The 23,018-nt window shown below is 68.3% G+C and carries 25 protein-coding genes and 2 pseudogenes; 13 read left to right on the top strand and 14 right to left on the bottom strand.

Annotated features, from left to right (window positions below):
• The coding region (locus ACWEO7_RS34315) for a hypothetical protein (RefSeq protein WP_452429429.1) at positions 1–213 on the top strand (213 nt) is incomplete at its 5' end.
• 72 nt (positions 214–285) lie between these two features.
• Here the strand turns inward: ACWEO7_RS34315 and ACWEO7_RS34310 are convergent.
• The 4 genes from ACWEO7_RS34310 to ACWEO7_RS34295 form a co-directional block, all read right to left on the bottom strand.
• Positions 286–1,455, bottom strand: coding sequence for a CHAP domain-containing protein (locus ACWEO7_RS34310; protein WP_452429427.1), 1,170 nt, complete (start codon positions 1,453–1,455; stop codon positions 286–288).
• Between the two features lie 240 nt (positions 1,456–1,695).
• Positions 1,696–2,547: a TIGR02569 family protein gene (locus tag ACWEO7_RS34305; RefSeq protein WP_452429425.1), complete on the bottom strand. Its 852-nt coding sequence runs from the start codon at positions 2,545–2,547 to the stop codon at positions 1,696–1,698.
• A gap of 51 nt (positions 2,548–2,598) precedes the next feature.
• Positions 2,599–3,783: an adenylyltransferase/sulfurtransferase MoeZ gene (gene moeZ / locus ACWEO7_RS34300; RefSeq protein ID WP_364439028.1), complete on the bottom strand. Its 1,185-nt coding sequence runs from the start codon at positions 3,781–3,783 to the stop codon at positions 2,599–2,601.
• 157 nt (positions 3,784–3,940) lie between these two features.
• Positions 3,941–5,098, bottom strand: a complete 1,158-nt coding sequence (locus tag ACWEO7_RS34295) for a DUF3152 domain-containing protein (protein WP_452429423.1) — start codon at positions 5,096–5,098, stop codon at positions 3,941–3,943.
• A 299-nt stretch (positions 5,099–5,397) separates the two neighbouring features.
• Here ACWEO7_RS34295 and ACWEO7_RS34290 point away from each other — a divergent pair, with 299 nt between their 5' ends.
• Complete coding sequence (locus tag ACWEO7_RS34290; protein WP_039800303.1) at positions 5,398–6,054, top strand: TetR/AcrR family transcriptional regulator; 657 nt, start codon at positions 5,398–5,400, stop codon at positions 6,052–6,054.
• 82 nt (positions 6,055–6,136) lie between these two features.
• Here ACWEO7_RS34290 and ACWEO7_RS34285 read toward each other — a convergent pair whose 3' ends face one another.
• Together ACWEO7_RS34285 and ACWEO7_RS34280 are read right to left on the bottom strand one after the other, a co-directional pair.
• Positions 6,137–6,364: a DUF3107 domain-containing protein gene (locus tag ACWEO7_RS34285; RefSeq protein ID WP_355077360.1), complete on the bottom strand. Its 228-nt coding sequence runs from the start codon at positions 6,362–6,364 to the stop codon at positions 6,137–6,139.
• A 67-nt stretch (positions 6,365–6,431) separates the two neighbouring features.
• Positions 6,432–6,971, bottom strand: a complete 540-nt coding sequence (locus ACWEO7_RS34280) for a YceI family protein (RefSeq protein WP_450025081.1) — start codon at positions 6,969–6,971, stop codon at positions 6,432–6,434.
• Positions 6,972–7,073: 102 nt separating this feature from the next.
• On the opposite strand from ACWEO7_RS34280, the gene ACWEO7_RS34275 reads away from it, so the two are divergent.
• Positions 7,074–7,913 (top strand): helix-turn-helix domain-containing protein, encoded by an 840-nt coding sequence (locus ACWEO7_RS34275; RefSeq protein WP_452429422.1) that lies wholly within the window; start codon positions 7,074–7,076, stop codon positions 7,911–7,913.
• Between the two features lies 1 nt (position 7,914).
• Here ACWEO7_RS34275 and ACWEO7_RS34270 read toward each other — a convergent pair whose 3' ends face one another.
• The 3 genes and pseudogenes from ACWEO7_RS34270 to ACWEO7_RS34260 all read right to left on the bottom strand — a co-directional run bounded on the left by ACWEO7_RS34270 (position 7,915) and on the right by ACWEO7_RS34260 (position 10,608).
• The gene (locus ACWEO7_RS34270; RefSeq protein ID WP_379254957.1) at positions 7,915–8,616 is read right to left on the bottom strand and encodes a ferritin-like fold-containing protein; all 702 of its coding nucleotides are present in this window, start codon (positions 8,614–8,616) and stop codon (positions 7,915–7,917) included.
• Between the two features lie 27 nt (positions 8,617–8,643).
• Positions 8,644–9,695 (bottom strand): annotated as a pseudogene (locus ACWEO7_RS34265) (alpha/beta hydrolase).
• A 55-nt stretch (positions 9,696–9,750) separates the two neighbouring features.
• Positions 9,751–10,608 carry an SCO6745 family protein gene (locus ACWEO7_RS34260; protein WP_452429420.1) on the bottom strand — a complete coding sequence of 286 codons (858 nt, stop codon included), beginning with the start codon at positions 10,606–10,608 and terminating at the stop codon, positions 9,751–9,753.
• Positions 10,609–11,016: 408 nt separating this feature from the next.
• Between ACWEO7_RS34260 and ACWEO7_RS34255 the strand changes: the two genes are divergently transcribed.
• The 5 genes and pseudogenes from ACWEO7_RS34255 (at position 11,017) to ACWEO7_RS34235 (ending at position 16,146) form a co-directional block, all read left to right on the top strand.
• Positions 11,017–12,768, top strand: a complete 1,752-nt coding sequence (locus tag ACWEO7_RS34255) for a DEAD/DEAH box helicase (RefSeq protein ID WP_452429430.1) — start codon at positions 11,017–11,019, stop codon at positions 12,766–12,768.
• A 27-nt stretch (positions 12,769–12,795) separates the two neighbouring features.
• Complete coding sequence (locus tag ACWEO7_RS34250; protein ID WP_450025072.1) at positions 12,796–14,022, top strand: Rv3212 family protein; 1,227 nt, start codon at positions 12,796–12,798, stop codon at positions 14,020–14,022.
• A 286-nt stretch (positions 14,023–14,308) separates the two neighbouring features.
• Complete coding sequence (locus ACWEO7_RS34245; protein WP_452429419.1) at positions 14,309–14,914, top strand: acid phosphatase; 606 nt, start codon at positions 14,309–14,311, stop codon at positions 14,912–14,914.
• Positions 14,911–15,435 carry an N-acetyltransferase family protein gene (locus tag ACWEO7_RS34240; protein ID WP_452429417.1) on the top strand — a complete coding sequence of 175 codons (525 nt, stop codon included), beginning with the start codon at positions 14,911–14,913 and terminating at the stop codon, positions 15,433–15,435. Before ACWEO7_RS34245 ends, ACWEO7_RS34240 begins: the two co-directional genes overlap by 4 nt.
• A gap of 130 nt (positions 15,436–15,565) precedes the next feature.
• A pseudogene (locus ACWEO7_RS34235) lies at positions 15,566–16,146 on the top strand (endonuclease V).
• Here the strand turns inward: ACWEO7_RS34235 and ACWEO7_RS34230 are convergent.
• Entirely contained in the window at positions 16,125–16,544 is a 420-nt protein-coding gene (locus tag ACWEO7_RS34230) for a hypothetical protein (protein WP_452429415.1), read from the bottom strand. The pseudogene ACWEO7_RS34235 and the gene ACWEO7_RS34230 sit on opposite strands and share 22 nt — an antisense overlap.
• A gap of 195 nt (positions 16,545–16,739) precedes the next feature.
• On the opposite strand from ACWEO7_RS34230, the gene ACWEO7_RS34225 reads away from it, so the two are divergent.
• Positions 16,740–17,684, top strand: coding sequence for a diacylglycerol/lipid kinase family protein (locus tag ACWEO7_RS34225; protein ID WP_452429413.1), 945 nt, complete (start codon positions 16,740–16,742; stop codon positions 17,682–17,684).
• Positions 17,685–17,940: 256 nt separating this feature from the next.
• Positions 17,941–18,195 carry a WhiB family transcriptional regulator gene (locus tag ACWEO7_RS34220; RefSeq protein WP_011211115.1) on the top strand — a complete coding sequence of 85 codons (255 nt, stop codon included), beginning with the start codon at positions 17,941–17,943 and terminating at the stop codon, positions 18,193–18,195.
• A 529-nt stretch (positions 18,196–18,724) separates the two neighbouring features.
• Here the strand turns inward: ACWEO7_RS34220 and ACWEO7_RS34215 are convergent.
• On the bottom strand, positions 18,725–20,239 hold the full coding sequence (locus ACWEO7_RS34215; protein WP_364439052.1) for a sensor histidine kinase: 1,515 nt from the start codon (positions 20,237–20,239) through the stop codon (positions 18,725–18,727).
• Positions 20,240–20,261: 22 nt separating this feature from the next.
• Positions 20,262–20,477: a biotin/lipoyl-binding carrier protein gene (locus ACWEO7_RS34210; protein WP_452429411.1), complete on the bottom strand. Its 216-nt coding sequence runs from the start codon at positions 20,475–20,477 to the stop codon at positions 20,262–20,264.
• Positions 20,478–20,567: 90 nt separating this feature from the next.
• Between ACWEO7_RS34210 and ACWEO7_RS34205 the strand changes: the two genes are divergently transcribed.
• Positions 20,568–20,642, top strand: coding sequence for a 50S ribosomal protein bL37 (locus ACWEO7_RS34205; RefSeq protein WP_022597109.1), 75 nt, complete (start codon positions 20,568–20,570; stop codon positions 20,640–20,642).
• A 147-nt stretch (positions 20,643–20,789) separates the two neighbouring features.
• Here ACWEO7_RS34205 and rsrA read toward each other — a convergent pair whose 3' ends face one another.
• Together rsrA and ACWEO7_RS34195 are read right to left on the bottom strand one after the other, a co-directional pair.
• Positions 20,790–21,056 carry a mycothiol system anti-sigma-R factor gene (gene rsrA / locus ACWEO7_RS34200; protein WP_450025090.1) on the bottom strand — a complete coding sequence of 89 codons (267 nt, stop codon included), beginning with the start codon at positions 21,054–21,056 and terminating at the stop codon, positions 20,790–20,792.
• A gap of 20 nt (positions 21,057–21,076) precedes the next feature.
• Entirely contained in the window at positions 21,077–21,751 is a 675-nt protein-coding gene (locus ACWEO7_RS34195; RefSeq protein WP_083880799.1) for a sigma-70 family RNA polymerase sigma factor, read from the bottom strand.
• A 255-nt stretch (positions 21,752–22,006) separates the two neighbouring features.
• Here ACWEO7_RS34195 and ybaK point away from each other — a divergent pair, with 255 nt between their 5' ends.
• Positions 22,007–22,501, top strand: coding sequence for a Cys-tRNA(Pro) deacylase (gene ybaK / locus ACWEO7_RS34190; protein ID WP_452429409.1), 495 nt, complete (start codon positions 22,007–22,009; stop codon positions 22,499–22,501).
• 72 nt (positions 22,502–22,573) lie between these two features.
• Entirely contained in the window at positions 22,574–22,873 is a 300-nt protein-coding gene (locus ACWEO7_RS34185; protein ID WP_379254941.1) for a hypothetical protein, read from the top strand.
• The last annotated feature ends 145 nt before the right edge of the window (positions 22,874–23,018 follow it).

Here is a 23,018-nt window from a genome sequence, read left to right as displayed (position 1 = left end):
AAGGGCGAGAACATCCCGGAGCCGGGCATTCCGGAATCGTTCAAGGTCCTGCTCAAGGAACTCCAGTCGCTGTGCCTCAACGTCGAAGTGCTGTCAGCGGGCTCGGCCATCGAGTTCCAGCACGCCGACGACGAGGTGGATCGCACCGCCGCGAATCTGGGAATCAAACTGTCGGGCAATGAGTCCGCTTCGGTGAACGACCTTTCGAGCTGATCCTGCCGCACATTGATCGGCGCGCCGCGCACAAAGCTGCCGCAGTGGCCCGTGCGCGGTGCGCCGGTACCGTCAGGACGCTCTTGCCTGGTTGGACGGTGGCTTGACCACGCCGACGAGCGATCCCGCATTCATGGAATAGCTGTTGGATTTCAATTGATCACTGGAATTGCCCTCGATGGTGGTGATCCGGCCGGTTCTGGGATCCACGGACTCCACGATTCCGACATGGTCGGGGGTTCCGTCCCCCTCCCAGTCGAAGATGATCATGTCCCCCTTTTGCGCGCTCGAGATATTCGCCGCCAAGCCCATGTGTTTGGCGTCGTTCCAGACGGAGGGCACGTAGTTGGGATTGGTCCAATGGACGTTGTAACCGGCCTGATCCCACGTCCAAGTGGAGAAGGCCGCGCACCATGCGCCATTGATGTTGTACGGGGCCTTGTAGAGCTTGCCGTCCGGGCCGCGGAACATCGGGACGTTGTTGCCGCCGATCTCGGAGACACCGAGCGCCAATTGCTCCCTCGCCTTCGCGACGATGTCGTCCGGGGTTCCGGTACCACGGGTCCAAGTGGCGTTGCTCGCGGTCGGCGCCCACGGAGATACGGACCCGGCATCCGGCGCATTGCCGTAGGGGTTGCGCGGGAGGTCCGGCATCATGTCGTAGATATTGCCCGCGTTCCTTCGCATGCCATTGTCCGCGTCTTCGATCGTGTCGTGCACACGGTCCACGCCCTCCAAGATCAGCTGTAGCAGCCGGTTCTCCTCGGCGGCGGTCAGGTGCAAGTTGCCATCGGGCAGCCGGGTCAGCTGGTGCTCGCCGGGTTCGTGGCCGAGCTCGGTTTTGAGCCCGTTCACGATCTCTTTGACATCCTGGAACGCCTTGTTCGAGGTGTCGAAGCTCGCGATGGCCCGTTCGTTCACACCGTCATTCTGAGCTTGCAGTTGTGAGGTTTTGTCCAGGAACGCACCGCGCTGCTTGTCGTAGTTGTCGACCAGCACCGACGATCCGGGCTCGAGCGTCTGGGCACCATCCTTGGTGAGTTTTTTGCCGTCCGCGCTCAGCAGCTTCTTGTCCCCCAGCCAAGCGATCATGTCCGGCTGCCCGCCATGCCAGCCGGAGGCGAACAGCAAGACCGCATTCTGCATGTACACATTCGCCGCGTCGACGACCGCGTTGAGACCGCCACTGGCATAGGCGGGATGCGGGAGGTCGGGGAGATCCAGGTCGGCGAGCGTCGTCATGCACGCCCTCCGTTCGGCGCAGTCCACACGGCCGGTCCCCGCAGGACAACAAACAGCATCCGTAAACCTCTCTCGGCGAGAGTCGCCTGGCACATGCGGCGCACATGCCTCATCGCGAGTATCGGGCATTCCCGACATTGGCAATGCCGACAAGTCCGTCCGAAAGCCGGATGAGCTGGCCACCGGACCTGCGAGCCGGTTCCGTGGTTCCGAATATGTTGTCCGAGAGCAACTTCACTTTCAAAGGGTGAGTCGTACCATGTCCGCCGTGCGTGCCAGACCCGGGAACGCCTGGGGCGTCGATCGCGGGTGCAGCGCGTGCACCGCGAGCCGGAACATCACCGCGCGCAACAACATCTGCGGCCACTCCGGCAGGTCCGCCCAGCGATCGAGCAAGCCTTCGTCCGCGCCGCCCCAGGACAGTGCGTCCACCACGATCACCGCCGCCGCCCAGGGCACCGGCCGCCAGTACGGAGTGAGGTCGGTGAGCCCGGGGGTCTGTGCGCCCGCGAACAACACGGTGCCGAACAGGTCGCCGTGGACCAGCTGCGGAGGCGACTGCACCGGTTTGCGGAGGGTGGCCAGTTGGCCGATCAGTTCGATGCTGCGCCGCCCGTCCGGGGAGGTCGACAGCGACGCGCCGCCCGCGCGCAGGCTGCGCAGCGGCACCGGCTCCCAGGCGGCGCGGTCGGCCGCGACGAACACGTCGATGTCCACCCACGGCACCACCGGTGGCTGAGCGAGGAAGCGCGGACGCTCCAGCTTCTCCGTCGCCTTGTGCAGGCGCAGGGACACCGAGACCACCTCGTCGTGCCGTGGTTCCGGGATGCCCTCCAGGTAGGTGTCCGCGCGCCAGCCGGACACCACATAGCGACCGTCGGTCGCCCGCACGGGGCGGGCCAGCCGCAGGCCGTCCACCTTCAACGCCTCACGGACCTTCGCCGACCACGCCGCACGCGCGTGATCGGTGACCGGGCTGAGCACCACGTCGCCCAAGCGCCAGCCGCCTTCCCAGTCGCCGAGCGAAACCGGGGTCACTTCGCGCAGACCGAACGTGGCACGCACATGCTCGGGAGGTTCCACAGAAGTCACGGACGTACGCTACGTGGTGTCTGTTTCAGCGCGCCTCCGGCACGCCGCGACTCAGTACACCGGCAGCGACTTGTCCACCTGGTTGGCCCAGGCGATCACGCCGCCTTGCAGGTGGGTGGCGTCGGAGAAGCCCGCGCGCTTGAGGGCGGCCAAGGCCTCGGCGGAGCGCACTCCGGTCTTGCAGTGCAGCACGATCGGACGGTTCTGAGGCAGTTCGGACAGCGCCTCACCGGACAGGATGCGGTCCTTCGGGATGAGCTTCGCGCCCTCGATGTGCACGATGTCCCACTCGACCGGCTCGCGCACGTCGATCAGCTCGATGTCCTTGCCCGACGCCAGCAGCTCCTCGAGCTCGCGCGCGGTGATGGTGGACCCGGCCGCGGCCGCCTGGCCCTCCTCGGACACCACGCCGCAGAACGCCTCGTAGTCGATCAGCTCGGTGATCGGCTGACGCTCCGGGTCGCGGCGCAGCTTGATGGTCCGGTAGTTCATATCCAGTGCGTCGTACACCATCAGACGGCCGAGCAGCGGCTCACCGATGCCGGTGATCAGCTTGATCGCCTCGGTGACCATCACCGAACCGATGGACGCGCACAGCACGCCGAGCACACCGCCCTCGGCGCAGGACGGAACCATGCCGGGCGGCGGGGCCTCCGGGTACAGGTCGCGGTAGTTGATGCCGCGCCCGTCCGGGGCGTCCTCCCAGAACACCGAGACCTGGCCCTCGAAGCGGTAGATCGAACCCCACACGTACGGCTTGCCCGCCAGCACCGCGGCGTCGTTGACCAGGTACCGGGTGGCGAAGTTGTCGGTGCCGTCGACGATCAGGTCGTACTCGCGGAACAGTTCTACCGCGTTCTCCGGTTCCAGCCGGATCTTGTGCAACCGCACATCGATGCCGGAGTTGATCTCCAGGATCGAGTCGCGCGCGCTGTCGGCCTTCGGGCGGCCGATGTCGGATTCGCCATGGATGACCTGACGCTGTAGGTTCGAGGCGTCGACCTCGTCGAACTCGACGATGCCTAGCGTGCCCACGCCCGCGGCGGCCAAGTACAACAGGGCAGGCGATCCGAGGCCACCCGCGCCGATCACCAGCACTTTGGCGTTCTTCAGACGTTTCTGCCCGTCCACGCCGAGATCGGGGATGATCAGGTGTCGGCTGTAGCGGGCTACCTCATCCCTGGTCAGCTCCGCGGCCGGCTCGACAAGTGGCGGCAGGGACTTCGGTGATGACACGTCCAGGACTCCTCGAATCGCTTGGCCGATCGCTGCGGCGGTATGACGCCCTCGGCGGGTTGGTTCATCTGTGCAACACCGACGACCGGGCCGTTCTTCCCGCCCATCGTTCCGTATACCCGCCGCACCGCGACAACCACCCCTTTCGGCGCGATCACTATCCCCGGGGGTAGGGCCAGGGGTTGAAGCGGCAGCGCTTGCCGTCCATCGGGACCACGCCGTGCGGATCGAGGGCGGCGATGTCGTCGTTGCGGGTACCGAAGGTCTGCTGCATCATCACCGGCGCCAGCCCGCCGTCGGTGTCGCACGCCTGATGCTGGTGGTAGCCGATGGCGTGGCCGACCTCGTGGTTGATCTGGTACTGCCGATAGGACCCGATATCGCCTTCGAACGCGAGCGCGCCGCGCACCCACCTGACCTCCGACAGCACGACGCGGCGATCGTCGGCGTTGTAGCAGGAGGTATCGATCGGGATGTCGAAACCGCATTCCTTGCGGCTGGATCCCCGTGAGGTGAGCGAGACGCGGAAGTCCACCTCGCCCTGGTCGACCCGGCGGAACGCGAACTTGGGGTCGTGCGTCCAGCTCTTCGGGTTGGACAGCGTGGAATCGATCATCTTGGCGACGGCCTCGTCCCCGCCCAGGCCGGAAGTGTCCACGCCGTTCTCGATTTCGACGGTGTAGCGGAAGGCGGTCGCGGTTCCGGTGCCGATCTGGGCGGTCGTGCCGGGCACTACGTGCCAGACGCCCGCACCGGACTCGGCGAAGGCGCCGCCTTCCGGAAGAGCCCCGGTCGGCAGGTCGGTGGGAAACTGCCCGTCACCCGGCGGAGCGCCGATGATGCCCGCGGTCGCGGTGGCCGGACTGAGTCGACCGAGCCCCGGATCCGAGCCCGCGGCGTTGATGTCGTCGGTGGCGCGGATCGCGTCGACCACCACCAGAACGGTGATCACGACCAGAACCGGCAACGCGTATGCCCGCCAGCCGTAGGTCGAGACGAATCTGCCCAGTGCGCTTTGCTTCTTGGCATCCCGCTCGGGACGCGACCTCGTCCTGCCCTCGTCGGGAGCGGTGGGATCCCAGCGGGCGCGCAGGGGTTGGTGGGATCGCTCGGCCTTGTGCGAGTACAGACCGAGCGGATCGTAGACCTCGGCGCCATCGTGTTCGAGCTGCGCCAGGGCTGAATCCGGCTGGGGCGCAGGAGGTTCGGGCGCTTTGCCGCGCATGCGCTTACTTGTCTCGCGGCCGGGCGACCCGCCGCCCGCCCCGGACCGCTTGGCCGCGCCGGTCCGAGCCGCCTCACCGGATCGCGCCACTGGCCAGCTTCTCGCCACGCCGTCCGACCCTACGGAACCGGGCGCGCCGGAGCCAGCCGGGCGACGCGCACCGCGCCGCCCGCCGGGGGGTCTTTCCGGTCGGTCGGTCACGTTCACCAGCGTCTCACAGCGGCGAATCCCCACCTGCGGGCATACCAGCGGGCCCATCGGTGCGACAATGTGTCTCCGGGTGGCACCAGTTGCCCGGCCCCGATCCGCGGGCGGGCGACAACCGGGTATCGTTCATGAGATAACCCGGTGCACACCCCTTTGCCGGGGAATCGACTGGGAGAGCCGAAATGACTGACCTCGTGGACCGGATGACGTCCCGTAGATCGTCGTCCGAGCCCGCCAAACGCGGTACCCGGCTTCCGCGCGACGAGCGACGTCTACAGCTACTCGCGGCGGCAAGCGAAGTCTTCGTGCAGCGCGGCTATCACGCCGCAGGCATGGACGAGATCTCGCAGTGCGCCGGAGTGAGCAAGCCGGTGCTGTATCAGCACTTCACCAGCAAGCTCGAGCTGTATCTCGCGGTGCTGCAGAACTACGTCGACATGCTGGTGTCCAGCGTGCGCCAGGCGCTGCGCTCCACCACCGACAACAAGCAGCGCGTGCGCGCGGCGGTGCAGGCGTACTTCGATTTCGTGGACAACGAGATGCAAGGCTTCCGCCTGGTCTTCGAGTCCGACCTGACCAGCGAGCCGCAGGTGCAGCGCCGCGTGGAGCAGGCCACCGAGGCCTGTGTGGACGCGGTCTTCGACCTCGTCGCGCACGACTCGGGCCTCGATCCCTACCGGGCCCGCATCCTGGCCGTGGGTCTGGTCGGCGCGAGCCAGTTCACCGCACGGTACTGGCTGGAGGCCGATCGGCCGATCCCGAAGGAGGAGGCGGTCGACACCACCGTCTCGCTCGCGTGGGGCGGCCTGAAGCACGTGCCGCTGCACCCGATCGACTGAGCGCGGTCACGACGACGAGCGAGCCCCTGCCCCCGACCGATCGGGGGCAGGGGCTCGCTGCGTTTCGGCGGGAAGCCGGAAGTCAGACGGCGGCGAAACCGACGCGGCCGCCGGTGGTCGAGCCGATCTCGACGTAGGCGACCTTCGAAGCCTGGATCAGGAACTTGCGGCCCTTCTCGTCGGTGAGCGTCAGGACGCCATCGTCGCCGCCGAGCGCACCGGACACCAGCGCCTCGACCTCTTCCTGGGTCTGCGCGCTGCTGATCACCAGCTCGCGCGGGCTATCCGAAATACCGATCTTGACCTCCACGGCCAACCTCCGAACCTGAGAGTCCTGTGCTGTCGGTTCCAAGGCTAGTGCGAGCCGCCGGGGGCGCTCACTTGGGCTCGACGAGCTGGATCTCCAGTTCGATCTTGACCGTGTCGCTCAGCATGCCGGGCAGAGCTCCGCCGACGCCGAAGTCGGTGCGCTTGATGGTGCCGGTGGCGGAGAAACCCGCGTGCCGGTCGCCGGTGGGTCCGAAGTCCTGCACACCGCCCCACTCGACCTCCAGCGTGACCGGCTTGGTGATCGCGCCGAGCGTGGCCTGCCCCTCGACCTCGAAGGTCTCGGCGACGACCACGGGATGGTCGGCGCGGAAGGTCAGCGTGGGGCGATTGGCGACGTCGAGGAAATCGGCGGTGCGGATGTGCGCGTCCCGATCGGCGTTTCCGGTGTCGAAGGAGTCGAGGTAGATCGTCGCGCCGACGGTGGCCGCGCCCGATTCGTCGACCACGAATTCGGTCTCGAACCGGTTGAATCCGCCACGCACCTTGGAGATGCCGAGATGACGGATGGTGAAGGCCACCGAGGAGTGCGCGGCGTCGAGTGCCCACGAACCGGACTTCAGCGTGGTGGATTCCGAGGTAGATGTCATGCCTCCGACAATGACCGGACCGCGGTCCGGTAGCCAGACCGCCGTTATCCTGGACCTGACAGGGCGCGGATAACCGTCCCCGGACCGGGCACGATGGGATCTATGGCAAGCAACGGATTCGCGGAGTTCCTCATCGCCCGGCGCGCCGAACTGCGGCCGTCGGATGTCGGCTTGCCCGAGGGCGGGCGCCGCCGGACGCCCGGGCTGCGTCGCGAGGAGGTCGCGGTGCGCGCGGGCGTCAGCGCCGACTACCTGGCCCGGCTGGAGCAGGGCCGCGACACCAATCCGTCGCTCGCGGTGATCGACGCGTTGGCCGACGCGCTGCTTTTGCGCGGGGACGATCGCCAGTACTTCGGCATGCTCGCAATGGCTTCGGGCAACGAATCCCGATGCCCCGGTAGCGAATCCGCTCGCGAGCAGGTGACGCCGACGATCGAGACTATTCTGCGCGCGTTGCAGCCGACACCGGCCTTCGTGGTCGGTCGCAGGCTGAACGTGCTGAGCTGGAACCAGGCGTGGGCCGATTTCGCCGCCCCGCTCGGCTTGCTGGACGGACCGGATCAGCCGAATCTCGCCTGGTACACCTTCGTGCATCCCGCCGCCCGGCGCGTCCTGCGCAACTGGGAGGAAGCGGCCGACACCTTCACCGCCGCCCTCTGCCGCGCCAAACTCCATTGGCCCGGCGACGACGCGCTGCTCGAGACGATCGAGGCGCTGCGCGCGCTCCCCGACTTCGCCGGTCGCTGGAAGCCGCATCGGGTCGGCGCACCCGGCTCCGGCACGCTGCACCTCGACCATCCCGTGCACGGCATGGTCGAGGTTCCGTTCGAGATGCTGGAAGCCGACGGCCGGGACCAGAGCGTCGTGGTCTGGCTGATCGACCGCGCGAGCATCCACGCGCCCGGTTTGCGGCTGGTACCCAACCGCGCGGCGAACGAATAGCTCAGATGCCGAGGACCGCCATGCGCTCGGCGTGGCTGTCCTGCATCCGCTCGAACAGCGCCGCGATGCCGTTGAGATCGCCGGTGGCAGTGAGCACCAGATCCGTCAGCTCGTCGCGCTGCGCCATGACGAACTGCGCCTGGGTGATCGCCTCACCGAGCAGCCGCCTGCCCCACAGCGTGAGCCGGTCGCGCTCGGAGCGGCTCTCGGTGACCGCCCGGCGCACCTCCTCGACGACGAACTCGGAATGCCTGGTCTCGGCGAGCACGTCGCGGACCACCGCGGCGACGTCGGGGGTCAGCGCGCCCGCGATCTCGGTGTAGAAGTCCGCGGCGATGCCGTCACCGACGTAGAACTTCACCATCGACTCGAGCCACGTCGACGGGTCGGTGGACGCGTGGTAGTCGTCCAGCGCGCGCACGAACGGCGCCATCGCGTCGAAGACGCCGGCGCCGCGCGCGGCCAGCGCGGACTCCAGCGTCTTGAAATGCTCCATCTCGGCCGCGGCCATCTTCGCGACCGCCACCTTGCCCCGCAGCGACGGCGACAGCTTGGCCTCCTCGGCCAGCCGGTAGAACGCGGATATCTCGCCGTAGGCGAGCACCGCGAACAGGTCGGTCACGCCGGGATGGCTCGCGGGGATGGAAAGGCTTGCTGGGTCGGTCGACGAAACACCTAACGCGGCAGGTGACTGTGCTCCCATGCGCCCCAGCGTAATACTCACCGCGCCTCAGGAGGTCTCGGCAAGGAACTTCTCGAGGTAACTCCATGTCGTGTCACGTGCGGTCGGCGCGGCCAGGATGCCGAGGTGCCGGGCGCTGTCTCGTAACGGACCATGGCCGCTCCCGTGAGCAGGTGCACACCTCCCTCGACGGCGGGAGCCGGGGTGATCACGTCGGACGGCCCACCGACGAGCAGCACCGGCGCGGTCACGTTCGCCAGCTCGATCCGGCGCTCGCCGAGCCGGACGACACCGCGACCGATGTCGTTGTTCAGGATGAACCGGCCCCACAGCTGACCGTAGAAACGCCCCGGATATCCGGGCATCTCGGCCATGAACCGATCGATCGTCTCCATCTTCGCCAGCGCCTCGGTACGCGCGATATTGCTCGCGACGAACCATGGCCGGGTCAGCTCACGATCCCAGGCCGTGACCTTGTAGCCGATTCGAGTCAGTGTCGCAGGAACGCCACCGGCCGCGCGGATGACGGTCGAGGTGCCGCGGCCACCGGTGAGTTTCGCGACCGCGCGCAGCTGCGGCACGCCGGTCATCCGGTCGTAGTCCAGCGGCGAGCCGACGGCCGTGACGGACCGGATGGGCAGCTCGGGGTGCGCCGCGGCGGTCAGCAAGGCCAGCGTGCCGCCGAGCGACCAGCCCACCAGATCCACCGCGCGCCCGTCGCGGTCGGCGCTGGTGCGCAGCACCGCCTCGGGCAGGATGTCGTCGATCCAGTCCTCGAAGCCCATACGCCGGTCGGCGAAGGTGATCTCGCCGTAGTCGACGACGTAGGGGCTGCGGCCGATCTCCAGCAGGAAGCGCGCCAGGCTCTGGTCGGGCCGCAGATCGAAACAGCTGGCGGGCGCGGCGAGCGGCGGGACCAGCAGGACGGCCGAATCCGCTTCCGCCGCATCCCCCTCCGCGCGCTCGAACCGCCGCAGTTGCCGGTGCGGCTGGTTCCACAGGATCGTCGCGGGGGTCGGGTCCGGCGCCGCGATGCCGGAGCCGAAGGTCAGCGCCCAGGCGTTGCGCGCGGCGATGGTGACAGTGTCGGCAAGGCTCACAGCGAAGAGAGTCTCACATGTCGGTACCGCCAGTAACAGGCAACTGCCCGCCGCGCTACCGTGGCCCCATGCCGACGGGGTTGAGCGGCGGAACCACCGACTCCTGCACGCTGCGCACCAGCGGCGCGAGCGAGGTGGTCAGCTCGGTGATCGCGTCGGCCGACAACACCGCGAGTGCACCGGTCCACGCCGCTTCGTCGGTCTCGGCCTCTACCGCGGCCAGCAGTTCCGCGCCGCTGGCGGTGAGGGTCGGAGTGACCGGCTCCCCTGCGACCAGCCCACGGGCCCGCAGCTCGTCGAAAGCGTCCACCCATTCCCCCTCCGACACCCCGCGGGCGGGCCGCATCACCGACTCGGGCGCCTTGCCCGCGGCCACCTGCGCGACCAGGGCGTCGCGTCCGCTGAGACCGTGCGTGACCAGGGCCGCGACATGGCCGTCGCCGCGATGCTCACGCAGGGAGGTGGCCAGCTGCCACAGCGCGGCCACCGGGTCGGCGGCCAGCGGCAAGGCCGCGTTCGCGGCGAACAGCGCCCGTCCCGTGGGATCGGCGGCACGCTGCACCGGCGCCAGCAGCTCGACCGCGCGAGCCGACACCGCGTCACCCGCTCCGACGCCGCGCAGCAGGCCGGTGGCCAGCTCGAGCCGAGCGGTCAGGCAGCGTTGCGGCGTCGCCCGCTCCCACGCCTCCGGCAGCGCGCGACGCACCATGTCGGGGTGGAATCCGGCGAAAGCCGCCTGCACGGTGGCGGGCGTCACCGCGCCCAGCGGCGCGGCGCGGAAAGCGAAGTAGGTCTGCCAGTAGCCGCGCAATCCGATCCCGACGCCCGCCTCCTTGACGCCGGCTCCGAAATAGACGACATCGTGTAGCGGTTCGAGGGTCGCCCAGATTTGCCGCGCCGGATGAATTCCCATGTGGCGCAGCGTACGTGGGCGCCCTGCGCGGCGAAAGCGCGCTGCGGGTCCGGAGCATTTTCGATAGCGCGCCGCGGTGGCAATTCGAACGCGGCACAATATCACGCTACAATCGCGGCGGACAACGGAAAGTTTCGCTCGACAGAGTTGCCGGACGTCGCGCTCACGCACACCGCGGGGACGCCGCTGCGACCGCCGACCGGTTTCGAGTGCGAAGTTTTCGTTGGACAGGAAAATGTGCGCGCACCAATCCGCGTCACCAGTGCGCCGCGCCGATGTTTTGCGAGGTAGCCGCCGCTTTTGTGGCAGGCGCCCGGCATCCGGAGCGTGGCCGGGTGAAGTATCGCCTGCGGAGTCGTGGTCGTCGTGGACCGCCCGGTCCGCCCCACCTCGTGCGCGCGGGACGTGATTACGAGGAAGGCACGAACCCTGAGCAAGATCACAGTCGATCAGGAACCAGGTCTGGCGGACACCCTGTTGACGGCCGAACTGGACGCAACGCATACCGCCCCGACTTTCGCCGAATTGGGCGTGCGCGCGGAAATCGTCCGCGCACTCGGCGAGATCGGAATCGAACGTACTTTCGCCATTCAAGAACTGACCCTCCCGCTGGCGCTCGCGGGAGAAGATCTCATCGGTCAGGCCCGCACCGGCATGGGTAAAACCTTCGGATTCGGCGTGCCGCTGCTGCACCGGATCGCCACCGCGGAATCCGGCACGACGCCGCTGGACGGCACGCCGCGCGCGCTGGTCATCGTGCCGACGCGCGAGCTGTGCATCCAGGTCACCCAGGATCTGGAGAACGCGAGCAAGTACCTGACCAACCACCAGGGGCCGCTGCGCGTCGCGTCGATCTACGGCGGCCGCCCCTACGAGGCGCAGATCGCGGCGCTGCGCGCGGGCGTCGACGTGGTGGTCGGCACGCCGGGCCGACTACTGGACCTCGCCGACCAGCAGCACCTGATCCTCGGCAAGATCGGCGTGCTGGTGCTGGACGAGGCCGACGAGATGCTCGACCTGGGCTTTCTCCCGGACATCGAGCGCATTCTCGGCATGGTCCCGGACAAGCGCCAGACCATGCTGTTCTCCGCGACCATGCCCGGGCCGATCATCACCCTGGCGCGCACCTTCCTGACCCGGCCGACGCACATCCGGGCCGAGGAGCCGCACGACTCGGCGGTGCACGACCGCACCGCGCAGTTCGTCTACCGCGCGCACGCCCTGGACAAGGGGGAGTTGATCGCGCGGATCCTGCAGGCCGAGAGCCGCGGCGCGACGATGATCTTCACGCGCACCAAGCGCACGGCGCAGAAGGTGGCCGACGAACTGGCCGAGCGCGGCTTCGCGGTCGGCGCGGTGCACGGCGACCTGGGGCAGATCGCCCGGGAGAAGGCGCTGACCAAGTTCCGCAAGGGCACCATCGACGTGCTGGTAGCGACCGACGTCGCGGCGCGCGGCATCGATATCGACGACGTCACGCACGTCATCAATTACCAGTGCCCGGAGGACGAGAAGACCTACGTGCACCGGATCGGGCGCACCGGCCGGGCCGGACGCACCGGCGTCGCGGTGACGCTGATCGACTGGGACGAGCTCAAACGCTGGTCGTCGATCGACGGCGCGCTCGGCCTCGGCATCCCCGAGCCGGTCGAGACCTACTCGCGCTCGCCGCACCTGTACACCGACCTCGGCATTCCCGAGGGCGTCACCGGTGTGATCCGCAAGCCGAAGCCGGAACGCGACCCGGACGCGGAGGTGGTCGAACGCACGGCCCGCGCCCCGCGCAAGCGCAACCGCAAGCGCACCCGCGGCGGTAGGCCGATCGACGGCGCACCGAACGTCACCGATTCGGCCGATACCGGCTCCCCCGTGGATGACGAGGTCATCGACACGGAGCAGGCGGCCCCCGAGGCCGACGCGGCCGACAAGCCCGCCCGCCGCAGGCGCAGGCGGCGCAGGGCGACCGGCGACACCACCGACGGCGCCGCCACCGACGAGTCGAGCTCCGAGGCATCCGACGACAGCGGCGCCGCGGAGGGGACCGACACGACCGACCGTCCCGCTCGCCGCAGGCGCAGGCGGCGTCGGTCGGGCGAAGGAGATATCGCGGCGGAGGACGCCGGGAGCGCGGCCGAGCCCGCGGCCGCCGCGTCGGCCTGACGGCCCGGATCGGCTAGTCTCGCAATCGTGCTCGCACCCGAGCGGCGGACGCGCGCCGATATCATCTCCGCAGTCGCGATCGCGGTTCTCGTCGTGATCGCAGCAGCCGTGGTGTGGGTGCGCGGCGACGCGCACGGCACCGAATCGGTGACCGCGTCGTCTACGGTGCCGACCCCGGTCGCGGCCGATCAGCTGCCGACCGCGCTGCGTGAGGTGTGGCACGCGCCCGACCGTGCGATCACGCGGGCGCTGGTGTCCGGCGGGATCGCGGTGACCGGCGACGACGACACGGTCACCGGCCGCGACCCGCGCACCGGCGATCAGCTCTGGAAGTACCGGCGCGACTTGCCGCTGTGCGGGGTCGAGGGCCAGTACGGCATGGTGATCGCGGTCTACCGCGACGAGCGCGGCTGCAGCCAGGCCACCATGCTGGCCGGCGACAGCGGCGCCCGCCGCACCGCGCGCAGCAGCTACATGGACCGGGATGTGCGGCTGTCGGCCGACGGCACCTACCTGCTGGCGCAGGGGCCGCAGCGGCTGGAGATGTGGCGTTCGGATCTGGTGCGCACCGTGGAGTACGGCTACGTCGACGCCCCGGTGAACGTCAGGACGCAGCCGCGCAAGGGGTGCACGCTGCTGTCGTCGAGTTCCAGTCCGTCTCGGCTCGCCGTGCTGGAACGCTGCCCCACCGACCCGGCCGAGCGGCTGACGGTGCTCAACCCGGCTCCCAAGGACAACACGGTGCCGGAGGAGTTCGGCTCGCACGTATTGACCGGTCCCGGATCGGATTCCGCGGAAGCACGGGTGCTCGCGGTCTCCGACAACCGGATCGTGCTCTACTTCCCCGCCGCCACCGGCACCGAGCCGGTACCGCCTCGCTTGGCCGTCTATGACGGGAACGGCAACGCCATTGTGGTGCATCAGCTTTCGGCGCCGCTGAGCCAGACGGCCACGACCACGCGCATCGGATCCGCCTATCTGGTCTTCACCGGAAACAGCGTGATCGCCTTGAACGGCAGCACTTTCGATCCTTTGTGGACCGCGGGCGGCGCGCTCGGCTCACCCGCGCTGATGGCGGGCAAACTGCTGCTGCCAACCACCGGCGCGCTCGCCGTCCTCGACCCGGCCACGGGAACCGAAACCGGCCGGATTCCGGTGGACCGGCCCGGCTATACCGGAAACCCGATCTCGCTCACCGTGATCGGGAGCACCGTGCTGGAACTGCGCGACGGAGAATTGCACGCCTTCGGCTGAGGCACGCGGCCGATCTATTGGCGCCGCTGAGCTCCGACCTCACCATCGAGCTGAAATCGACCAGCTGCCGGTGCACGGCGCGGAAGGTCGGGGGCCGACTACGACGAGTTCGCAATGGGTGACTGCGAGCGATCCGTTGCTCGCGAACTACCAGGCCGAGGTCTCGCGGCCGATGCCGCTAACAGTGCTCCGAGATCGAGCGGCCACAGGATCGTAGTCCGCTTCGTCACCGGCGCGGGGAGACCACAGTGCCGCTCCATGATCAACGGTGGACCATCATGGAGGTATGTCCGCACTCGACGATGCCCGCGTTGTGCTGCTTCGGCACGGCGAGACCAGCTGGTCAACACAGCGGCGGCACACCGGCCGCACCGATCTCCCGCTCACCGAGCGCGGCGAAGAACAGGCCAGGAGGGCGGGCGAGTTGCTCGCCACGCTGAAATTGCGAAATCCGTTGGTGCGCACCAGCCCCCGACTACGGGCGAGGCGCACCGCGGAGCTGGCCGGGCTCACCGGCGCCGTGGTCGACGACGACCTCGCCGAATGGGATTACGGCGCCTACGAGGGACTGACCACCCAGCAGATCCGCGAGTCCGCGCCCGGATGGACCATCTGGACCGGCCCGGTCCCGGACGGTGAGACCGCAGAGCAGGTGCGCGAGCGCGCCGACCGGGTGCTGGCCGACGTGGCGACCGCGCTGCCGGAGCGGGATATCGTGCTGGTGGGGCACGGCCACTTCTCCCGCGCGCTGATCGCCCGCTGGGCCGAATTCGACGTCAGGGAGGGCCGCCGATTCGCCATGTCGACCGGCGCGCTGACCGTGCTCGGCTACGAACACGACGCGCGCACGATTCGCACGCACAACCTGGTACCCAACGGAGCGTCACTGTGACCCGACCCGCCACCGACCCCACCGCCGTCGACCTCGACGCCGCCGTCCTGCGCCGCGCCGTCCCCTCCGACGTGCCCGGCCTGGTCGACCTCATCTACGACCTCGCCGATTACGAGAAGGCACGGCACGAGTGCACGGTCACCGCCGAGCAGCTGCGCTCCGCGCTGTTCGGCGCGGAACCGAAGGTGTTCGCGCACGTGGTGGCGGACGAGTCGAGGCTGCTCGGTTGCGCCATCTGGTTCCTCAACTTCTCCACCTGGGACGGCGTGCACGGCATCTACCTGGAGGACCTCTACGTCCGGCCGGAGACCAGGGGCAAGGGCTACGGCAAGGCCCTGCTCACAGCCCTGGCGAAGGAAGCGGTCGAGCACGGCTACAGCCGCGTCTCCTGGGCGGTGCTGACCTGGAACAAGCCGTCGATAGACTTCTACGAATCGATCGGCGCCGTAGCCCAGGACGAATGGCGGGGCTATCGGCTGGCCGGCGACGCGCTCGGCAAGCTGGCCGCCGACGCGCGGTAGCGCGGATGTCCTGGTTCCCGCCGCTCGATCCCGCGTCCTGGCCCACCACTGCCGAATCGGCCATGGCCCTGCAGGACGAATTGCGGCCGCTGGTCGCTCCGGTCACCCGCCCGGAACCCGGTTCCGCACGATGGCCGGGCTCGATTCGGCCTACGACGACACCGGCGCCGTGGCCACGGCTGTGGTCGTCTTGGCGGCGGACACCCTGCGACCGGTCGCCTCCGCGGTCGCGCACGGGGTCGCCGATTTCCCGTACGTGCCCGGCCTGCTGGCTTTCCGGAGATCCCGGCCACCCTCGCCGCGCTCGAAAAGCTCGACAGCGCACCGGATCTGCTGGTCTGCGACGGCCAGGGACTCGCCCATCCGCGCCGCTTCGGCCTCGCCTGCCATCTCGGACTGCTCACCGGCGTGCCGACGATCGGCGTGGCGAAGACGGTGTGGGGCGATTACGCCGAACCGGGTGCGGAACGCGGCGCGGCCACCGACATCACCATCGACGGAGCGGTGCTGGGGCGGGCGTTGCGCACCAGAACCGGCGTCAAGCCGGTATTCGTCTCCGTGGGGCACCGCATCGACCTCGACACCGCCTGCGCACAGGTGCTGGCACTGACCCCGCGCTACCGGCTACCGGAGACCACCCGGCACGCCGACCACCTCTGCCGGGCGGCGCTACGCACGGCCACCGGGAACTATTCCGGTTCGACGCCGTAGTCCTGCGCCATCCAGCGGGTGGACGGCGGCGCGAACAGCAGTGCCAGCGCGGCGACCGCGATCACCCCGAGCACCGTGCCGTAGACCGGCTGATGCGAGTCGGTGAGCAGCGACCAGGTGACCGGGAGCAACAGCAGCTGCGCGATGACGGCGATGGCGCGACCCCAGCGTTTCCCCAGCAGGAGCCCGATGCCTGCGGCCAGCACCGCCCCGCCGAGGATGCCGAACCAGGCCGCCGTGCCGTAGCCGCTGGTCGCGGACTGATCGTGCCCGAGCAGCCCCCGCACCACCAGCACGATCGCGAAGCCGACGGCGACGACGCCTTCGAGCGTCACCAATCCCCCGGCCGCCCGCACCGTCGTCGGCGCCGTTCCCGCGGCCGCGCTCTTGTCGCTCACGATCGCGCCTCGCTCGGCTCCGTCGTGCGCCGCAGCGCACGGTGTCCTCGCTTCCCTTGCTGACGCTCGTTCACGCGGCAAGCCTACGACCCCGCCGGTCCGCCTCGTCGTCCTGGCGTATGCCCGGGCAACGGCATCCGGCGCCATCGCTCGCCGCTTTTCCAGGGCCTGCCGGCCGCCAACTAGGCTGCCATCGTGCGGACGCTGCTGATCGTGAACCCGAATGCCACCTCGACCACACCGGCGACCCGGGACCTACTCGCGCACGCGTTGGAGAGCCGCACTCAGCTGACCGTTGCGCATACCCAGCACCGCGGCCACGCCGCGGAACTGGCCCAATGGGCAGCCACGAACGAGATGGACCTGATCGTCGTGCACGGTGGCGATGGGACGGTCAACGAGACCGTCAACGGCTTCCTGCCGCTGCCCGTCCTCGACGACGGTCAAGCCTGGTTGCCACGCCTTGGCGTGATTCCGGGCGGCTCGGCCAACGTCTTCGCCAGGGCGCTCGGCATCTCCCCCGACCCGGTGACCGCGACCAACCAGCTCATCGACCTGCTCACGCTGGACGCCGATCGCCGGATCGGTCTCGGGCTGGCCGACGACCGCTGGTTCTGCTTCAGCGCCGGCGTCGGACTCGACGCCGACGTCTGCGAGGCGATCGACGCGAGCCGCGCCCGCGGCCGCGCCGCCACTCCGGCACGCTATGTTCGAACAACAGTGCGACAATTCTTCCGGGCAAAACGCAAGGAACCCGGCGTTCGGGTCGAAATTCCCGGCCGGGAGCCCGTGGACGCGGTGCATTACGCCTTCGTTACCAACACCACACCGTGGACATATCTGAACGCCACGCCGGTGCACACCAACCCCGGCACCCGGTTCGAAACGGGCCTGGGAGTGTTTGCGGTGCGCTCCATGGCCGTCCTCCCGACGCTCCTGCTCGCACGCCAGCTCCTGGCGGCCAACGGGAATCCCAAGTCCCGCAATTTATTTCGCGAAGACGACGTTCCCGCCGTACGAATCGAGTCCAAAGAACCGATCGGCCTGCAAATCGATGGCGACTTCATCGGGAAGCGCAACGTGGTGGATTTCACTGCCGTGCCCGATGTCCTGGCCGTCGTCGCCCCGAGACCGCACTGAGCGGCGAAACACCGGGAAAAACATCGCGGTTAGTGCTGCGAAATCCGGGTAGAGCGAGTACAAAGGACCGGGCAGGCTTCCCCACAGCGGGGGCCTTCAGAGCGTGAGCTTCCCCACGGTGCACCGCGTGCCTATTGACATCTACGGTGTTCGTGAAAGCATTCACAAGCAACCGTGCGGAAACATTCGAGTCGCACAAGTGAACGAACCACAAACCATCGGCGCCCTGTGCGGCGCCCAGCAAAGGAGCAGAGGAATGGACTGGCGCCACAAGGCCATCTGTCGCGATGAGGACCCCGAGCTGTTTTTCCCCGTGGGTAACAGTGGTCCGGCGCTCGCACAGATTGCCGATGCCAAGCTGGTCTGCGCTCGCTGCCCCGTAACCGCCGACTGCCTGTCCTGGGCCCTGAAGTCCGGACAAGACGCCGGCGTGTGGGGTGGTATGAGCGAGGACGAGCGCCGCGCGCTCAAGCGTCGCAACGCGCGGACCCGCACCCGCACCGTCGTCTGATCTCCAGACGACCGGCCTTACCGGGCCATTCAGCCCGGCCCGGTAACGCATTTCAGCCCGGCACCCAAAGGTGCCGGGCTGTGTTGTTTTTGCACGCTCGTGCGCGAACTGGAAATGACCGGTCTCGCTTCGCGACGAATCCGGAAGCCGACCAATGCGGTTCGCCGGACGGCAATATCGGCAGCGCGGATTAGAGCGCGGCGCGGGCCGCGGTTCGACTCGCGGGCGAGCGGAACTTGTGGGAAGGTGGTTGGTTTCCAACCGGGTTGGGACGGTCGCGAATCAGTGCGACACCTCGCATTCCACTCGTTGCGGACATTCGGGAAGTAACCGTGCCGCAAGCCGCACACGGCGCCCGAGAAGGGGCCCTTCCGCGACATCCGAGCAACAGCGTGCAGCGAGCACGACCGATAGCGCGGCGACGGATCCGGCAACCGCCTGCTCGCGGCGATGGGAAACTACGGCGCTGCCAAGCGCGAGTTGACGCGGTGTTCCTCGTCAGCTGCGGCTCACGTCCCGAACGCGCTGGTCAGCGGCCGGAACGACGGCCCAGCGGAACGCGAAGGACGGCATCGGTACCGATGTCGGCGCCGGGGTGCAGGCCGATGGAGCCGCCGAGTTCGGCGGTCACCAAGGTGCGGACGATCTGAAGGCCGAGCCGATCGGAGGATTCCAGGCTGAACCCGGGCGGCAGACCGCGGCCGTCATCGCTGATGATCACGTCGAGCCAGCGGGCCGAACGCTCGGAACGGATTGTCACCGTGCCGTTTTCGCCCGAGTCGAAGGCATGCTCGATGGCGTTCTGCACCAGTTCGGTGAGCACCATCACCAAGGGGGTGGCGCGTTCGGCGGAGAAGACGCCGAGCGAACCGGCGCGGCGCACCTTGATGCGCGTGGTGTGCACCGTGGCCACGTCGGCCATGATCGGCAGCAGCCGGTCCACGACCTCGTCGAGATCGACCTCTTCGTCCACCGACATCGACAGCATCTCGTGCACCGAGGCGATGGAGGTGACCCTGCGCACCGATTCGGTGAGCGCGACCTGCGCCTCCTCGTTCTCGGTGCGGCGGGCCTGCAGGCGCAGCAGCGCGGCGACGGTCTGCAAGTTGTTCTTGACCCGGTGGTGGATCTCCCGGATGGTGGCGTCCTTGCTCAGCAGCGCGCGATCGCGCCGCTTGACCTCGGTGACGTCGCGGACGAGCACCGCGGCGCCGGCCAGCTCACCGTGCGGACGCAACACGAGGGTGCGCAGCAGCACGGTGGCTCCGCGCGCCTCCACCTCCATCCGGCGTCCGGTGCGCCCGGCCAGGGCGGCTTGGATGTCGCCGACCACTTCCTGCGCATCGAACGGGTCGGTGATCAGCGAACGGGTGGTGACGGCGAGATCCTGGCCCGCCAAGTCGGCCTGCAAACCCATCCGGTGGTAGGCCGACAGCGCGTTCGGGCTGGCATAGACAACGATGCCCTCGGTGTCGAGCCGGATGAATCCGTCTCCCGCGCGGGGGCTGGAATGGGTGGCCGCGCGATCCTCGGTGGTCGGGAAGGTGCCGTCGGCGATCATCTGGCACAGATCGTCCGCGCACGCCACGTAGGCGCTCTCCAGCTGACTGCGCACCCGGGAACGTTGCCGATCGGTGTCCCGGCTCAGCACCGCGATCACGTCGTCGCCGCAGCGCACCGGTATGGCCTCGCGGACCGCGGGCACCGGATGCGGGTGATAGACGCCGGAGGCCTCGCCCTCACTGTCGGCTCGTACGGTCTCGCCGGTGAGCAGCGCCTCGAACACCTGCGGATGGTCGGTCCGCAACGCGACCGTGCCTACCAGGTCCTCTTGGTGCACGGTGGGCGCGGTGGTGGGACGGCACTGCGCGACGCAGACGATGTCCGCGCCGTCCGTCACCGGTCCCGCACCGACCCACAGCAGCAGATCGGCGAAGGACAGATCCGACAGCAACTGCCAATCGCCCACCACGCGCTGCAGATGATCCACGGCGACGCCGGGTAGGTCGGTGTGCTCGGCCAGCAGCTCGCTCAGTGTCGCCATGCAGATCTACCGCCGCAATCGATCAGGAGATGACCGCGATGAGGTGGCCCGCCTTGATCGCGTCGCCTTCCTTGACACCGATCGAGGTCACCGTGCCACTGGACTCAGCGACCACCGGGATCTCCATTTTCATCGACTCGAGGATCACCAGGGTGTCGCCCTCCTGGACTTCGTCGCCTTCCTTGGCGACCACCTGGTAGACGACCGACACCAGCTCGGCGAGTACTTCCTCAGCCATGACACCCCATATCCTCGTTGGCCTGCATCCGCTGACGGTACAGCCAACCACACGTGAAAGAATGGCCTTCAATCAGAAGGGAGACTACTCATGGGTAAGCGCGGACGTAAGAAGCGTAGCCGCAAGGGGAACGCGGCCAACCACGGCAAGCGGCCCAACGCCTGAGCGCTACGCTCGGCCCGCAAGCACGAAGCGGCACGCACTTCCCGCAGGAAGGCGTGCCGCTCGCGTTTCGCGGATCGGGCCGGGCGTACCTCCGCCTTCGCTCCGGCCATGCGCGGGCTGCGGACGGACTACGTCCGACCGCACCCATCAGTCGGAGGTCTCGACCGAAGTCTCCCTGGTCACGGTCGTCCGGCGGATCTCGATGGTCAGGCGCTCACGCAGCGACTCGGGCGCGCGATCGCCGCCACATTTGCGGCTGAGCAGGCTCTTGACCTTCTCCTCGATGCCATAGGCCTCGATACACGGACTGCAGTGCTCCATGTGGTGCTGCAACCGTTCCCGCGTCGCGTCGTCGCACTCGCCGTCCAGCATCAGCCATACGTCGGCGAGCACCGCCGTGCAGTCGAGCTCCATGTCGGGGTCCCGCTCGGTACTCACTGCTTGACCTCCTGGCGTTCCCCCGAACGGTTGAATCCACGCTCGCGCGCGACATCGGCGAGCAAACCCTTCAGTTGCTTCCGGCCGCGGTGCAGCCGGGACATCACCGTACCGATGGGAGTGCCCATGATGTCGGCGATTTCCTTGTACGGGAAACCCTCGACGTCGGCGTAGTACACCGCCATGCGGAACTCCTCCGGGAGTTCCTGCAACGCGGCCTTGATGTCGTCGTCCGGTAGCGCGTCCAGCGCCTCGACCTCGGCCGAGCGCAGCCCCTGCGACGTGTGCTCGGCGGTCGCCGCCAGCTGCCAGTCGGTGATCTCGTCGGTCGGATACTGCGCGGGCTGGCGCTGCTTCTTGCGGTAGGAGTTGATGTAGGTGTTGGTCAGGATCCGGTACAGCCAGGCACGCAGATTGGTGCCCTCCCGGAACGACTTGAAGCCCTGGTAGGCCTTCACGTAGGTCTCCTGGACCAGGTCCTCGGCATCCGCCGGGTTCCTGGTCATGCGCAGCGCGGCGCCGTAGAGCTGGTCGAGCAGCGGGAGCGCGTCCCGCTCGAACCGCTGTGCCAGCTCGGCATCGTCGACGGCGGCGACATCGTCGGCCGCCACGTCATCGTCGCTCGTCACACCTGTCCCTTCGATCGCCGTACCTGCCAAATCTACCGGCATCGGCACATCGAAGGAGAATCCGCCGTCGGTCGGGGACACGTCGGTCCCTACCGGGCGGTCATCGAGCAGCACGGGCACAGGCGTCTCCTTCACGTCTCCATAGGGCCTGCTCACGCGGTGGAAATCATTCCGAGCGCGGTGTACCGGCTACAACATGCGCGACGCGTCCGGTGTTCCCAGCCGCCACCGGCTCCCGGCGAATTCGCCGGAAATCCCGTTGCGGGCAGGGTCGCAGCCGCGGTTAGGGTTTGGCCCATGGCAGCAGGTTCGACTCCCGCGATCCGCGCGTTGACCCAGGCGAAGGTGTCCCATCGCGTGCACACCTACAAGCACGATCCACGCTCCGACTCCTACGGCACCGAGGCGGTCGACGCGCTGGGCGCCGAACTCGGGGTCGCGGCCGAGCAGATCTTCAAGACCCTGGTCATCGAATTGGCCACCGGCGCGCTCGCGGTGGCCGTGCTTCCGGTGCCGAACACGTTGTCGCTCAAAGCCGCGGCGGCGGCGCTCGGCGCGTCGAAGGCGAGCATGGCGGACAAGACGCGAGCGGAGAAGACGACCGGATACGTCCTCGGCGGCATCTCCCCGCTCGGTCAGCGCAAACAGCTGCCCACCGTGATCGACGACTCGGCGCTGACCTGGGACCGGATGCTGTGCAGCGCCGGACGGCGCGGACTGGAGATCGAGCTGGCGCCCGCCGACCTGATCCGGCTGACCGGCGCGGTGACCGCACCCGTGACATCCGCGTAATTCCGCCACGATCGCCGCGATCTGTGCGTTACTGAACTGGCCAGATAGATCCGACTCGAGGATGTGATGCGAATGTCTACGCAGCAGCGTGTGCGCACCGTGATCGTCGCGTTGTTCGGAGCTCTCGTCTTGGCTCTCGGTTCGGTAACGCTCCTCGCCCCCGAGGCAGCCGCCGCGCCGGACAGCCCGCAGATCACGCAGGTCAGCGATTCCGTGTTCGACTTCGGCGGTCAGGGTTCGAAGAGTGACGACAAGTCCGGGAAAGCCGAGAAGCTGAGCGGCAATGTCACCACCAAGCTGATCGACTTGGTCGCCGGAATCATCAAGTGCGGCTTGAATATCGCTTCACCCAGCGTGAAGTGCAGTCTGTGATTTCTTGCTGTGTTGTTTTCCAGCGCCTGCGGCGCTGGGTGTTCGCGGCCCGGCTCGTGTCACCCACCACGGCGGCACGCCGGAGGTTCACCGCCCTGCACCGAAACGCCCAGGTCCGGCGGTCTCCCCTCGAGTGCGACCACGG

Source organism: Nocardia sp. NPDC004260 (assembly GCF_053603155.1).
The sequence above is the reverse complement of the archived record's forward strand: the minus strand, read 5'-3'. Positions and strand labels throughout refer to the sequence as shown.